The following is a 2,744-nucleotide window of genomic DNA, read 5'->3' as shown; positions in this document are numbered from 1 at the left end:
ACAGCCAGCTGCGCAAGATCATCAAGACGCGCGGGCACGTCCCCAGCGACGACGCGGCCACCAAGCTGATCTGGCTGGCACTGCGCAACATCACGGCTGACTGGGGACGCGCAGCCAAGGAGTGGCGCCCCGCGATGAACCAATTCGCTGTGGTCTACGAAGAGCGATTCACACTGCCGGCGCACGGCAGTCGATAAGCGAGTCGGCCAATAGCCAATTCATCTCAACCGCCTCGCACACAGAAATCCTGACAGCCCCTCCTGAGTTGCTATCTGGGTCGAGCCTGAGACAAGCCAAGGTCATTCAATGCTCAAGTTCCCGGAAGATTGCGCAGCCACGGCGCTTCTTGCCGTCCTCTTTTGCCCCGCTCTTATCGGAGTCGCCATCGCCTTTGCCAAGGCAAAGCGAGGCATCGTCGATTCGACGCATGACAGCTTCAAGTCGGGAGTGACGATCCACATCTTGAATGCGCTTCTTTCGCCATGCGTTCCGGGGTATTTGCTCTACGTCGACAGCCGGACAGGTGGAGGCAGCATGGCCAGCATCCTCTCGCTTCCGATAGTTCCCGTAACGTGGGYTCTGTTTTTCGTAGGCAATTGGTACGTCGGCAAAGCGGCAGAAGCAGAGCTGTGAGTCAGCCCACTCGGTTCGTCTCGGCTCAGACGTTTGAGCGCTCGCTTTACGACTCAGTAGGCGCTGTGGCGGACTTCTGCTTCGGGTCTGCCTTGCAGGACCCGGACGAGAAGGAGTTTGCCTTCGATTCCCTGGTTGCCAATACGATCACCTTCAACGCCGCCACGGCCCCGCTGGCGCAGCGCTGAGCTCAGCCCAGGCAGTCGCCGCTGCGCCGCGTGCGCGGTGCGGGCGCCTGCCCCGGCAGCTCCAGCGCGTAGTGCAGGGACAGCAGCTGCCAGCCCTGCGAGCCCAGCTGCCACTGGCTGCTGTTGACGCCGGTGAAAGCGGCKGGCGCTTCGGCGCTGTCGTAACGGGTCTCGACCACGCTATAGACCTGAGCGTGGGCGCCATGGCGACGCAGCTCGCGATGGACCTCGCATTCGAACATCGCCTTCGGCGTCGGCTCTTTCAGCGTGGCCAGGAACTCGGTGCCTGACCAGCTGCCCACGTCGAGGCTGGCATCGCGCAGGCGCTGGCCCCAGATCCGCGCTTGCGGATGCAGCAGCGGGCGCAGCAGCTCGGCGTCGGGCGCGCCACCGGCCTTGCTGTTGAAGGTGCGCCACAGATCGCCGAGACGCTGCTCCAGCTGGGCCTGGCTTTGGGCCTCGGCCCGCGAGCCCAGCTCGGCCAGCAGCGCCGGCCAGCTGACGCGGTAGAGCTGAGACAGACCCGCGGCATGCTGGCCCGGGCGGGTGGAGGCGAATATCAGCCACTGACCATCGCTGCTGACCGACGGCGTGAACTCGAAGCTCGGGCTGTTGACCGGTGCTGGCAGGCGTATCGCCGGGCCGAACCCGGCGCCGATCCGCTCCGCCAGGAACAGGTCGCCGTCCTGCTTGGCCTTGGTCTCGCTGCGGTCGCTCCACCACACCGCGTAGCGGCCATCCGGCGACAGCGTGAAGTCGCTGTTGGAAAGTCCCACATTGATCGGTGCCTGAAGCGCGACCGGCACGCTGTACGTGCCATCGGCCAGACGCTCGCTCTGGTAGACCGCCAGCTGGCCCGGCCCGCCGGGACGGTCGGAGCCGAAGTAGAGGCGCTCGCCATAGCGCTCCGGCCCGAGCTCGTAGCCGGGGCTCTGCACGGCCTCGGCCAGGCGCCGCGGCGCATTCCATTGGCCGTCCGTCCAGCGCGACTCAAAGATGTCCAGCTGCCCCAGCGCCTTCTCGCCCTCGAGGGGGCGGTCGGAGACGAAGGTCAGCGTCTTGCCATCGCCGCTCAGGTGCGGGTCGGAGTCTCGCCAGCGCGGGTCGCTGAAAGGCATCACCTGCGGGGCCAACCACTCGCCGTTGACGCGGCGCTGCCAGACGATCTGCGAACGCTTGAACCCAGCGGCTGAGCGTGCGAACACGCGCAGCTCGCGCTGCTCCTGCAGGTTGTAGCTTTGCAGGCTCGGGTCGGCGAGGCCTGCCTGGACAGGCTCGACGAGGAGTTCAGCGGCGTGGGCCGATGCGCTCAGCGCGAGCAGCAGGCTGGTCGTCAGGAGACGGTTTTGCATGAAGAGTGGGCGTGCTGGAATGGGCCGTATGCTAGGGCAGAGTACGGGCCCTGCGACGGCAGCTGACTTTCGCACGCCATGGTCGAGTGCCTGCAGTCGGCCGAGGCTGCGTGAGAACTCAAGACGCGAAGCATTTCGGGAAAGTCGATCGTCGAATACACGTCGATCGGAGAGGTCGATTTCGATGTCGACTTTCAACGCGGGCCCGCCGCAGTTCGACGGGGTTGCGTCTGCATCGCTGCGCCGCCGGCCAAGGATGCGGGATGAGCCTTCGCGATGAACCCTGCCAGGTCATCGTTGAACCGCTGGGGCGATTCAAGAAATGGCGCGTGTCCCGTGTCGGGATAGAAGAGCGTCCGGATCGATGGATTGAGTTGCCGAGCACGCCCGGCGCTGGCGTCGGCCCGCACCAGGGCGTCCAACTCGCCATAGATCTGAAGCATGGGCCTGCGAACGCCCTGGAGCCCCTTCACAGCATCGACCGTCATGCGATGTACGACACGCTGCATGTCGAACGATGCCAGCGCAGCATTGGCCAGCAGCCTTTGGACGATTTCATCCACGGGCGGGC

At 65.3% G+C, this 2,744-nt stretch carries 4 protein-coding genes and 1 pseudogene; 3 read left to right on the top strand and 2 right to left on the bottom strand.

From position 1 onward, the window contains the following. From AC1D01_RS28795 to AC1D01_RS28785, 3 genes and pseudogenes are all read left to right on the top strand, one after another. Positions 1–197: pseudogene (locus AC1D01_RS28795) on the top strand (IS256 family transposase); the annotation flags it as partial. Positions 198–306: 109 nt separating this feature from the next. After that, positions 307–633 carry a hypothetical protein gene (locus AC1D01_RS28790; RefSeq protein WP_477872510.1) on the top strand — a complete coding sequence of 109 codons (327 nt, stop codon included), beginning with the start codon at positions 307–309 and terminating at the stop codon, positions 631–633. Continuing rightward, on the top strand, positions 630–821 hold the full coding sequence (locus AC1D01_RS28785) for a hypothetical protein (protein ID WP_477872509.1): 192 nt from the start codon (positions 630–632) through the stop codon (positions 819–821). Before AC1D01_RS28790 ends, AC1D01_RS28785 begins: the two co-directional genes overlap by 4 nt. Before the next feature lie 2 nt (positions 822–823). Here the strand turns inward: AC1D01_RS28785 and AC1D01_RS28780 are convergent, their stop codons facing one another. Further along, positions 824–2,173: a TolB family protein gene (locus AC1D01_RS28780; RefSeq protein WP_477872507.1), complete on the bottom strand. Its 1,350-nt coding sequence runs from the start codon at positions 2,171–2,173 to the stop codon at positions 824–826. Between the two features lie 194 nt (positions 2,174–2,367). Continuing rightward, positions 2,368–2,744, bottom strand: a 377-nt coding sequence (locus tag AC1D01_RS28775; RefSeq protein ID WP_477872505.1) for an alpha/beta fold hydrolase, incomplete at its 5' end; no start/stop codon positions are given.

It is taken from the genome of Rhizobacter sp. P3_B12 (assembly GCF_056402895.1).
Note: the sequence above shows the minus strand (reverse complement) of the source record. Positions and strands in the feature narration are given on the sequence as shown.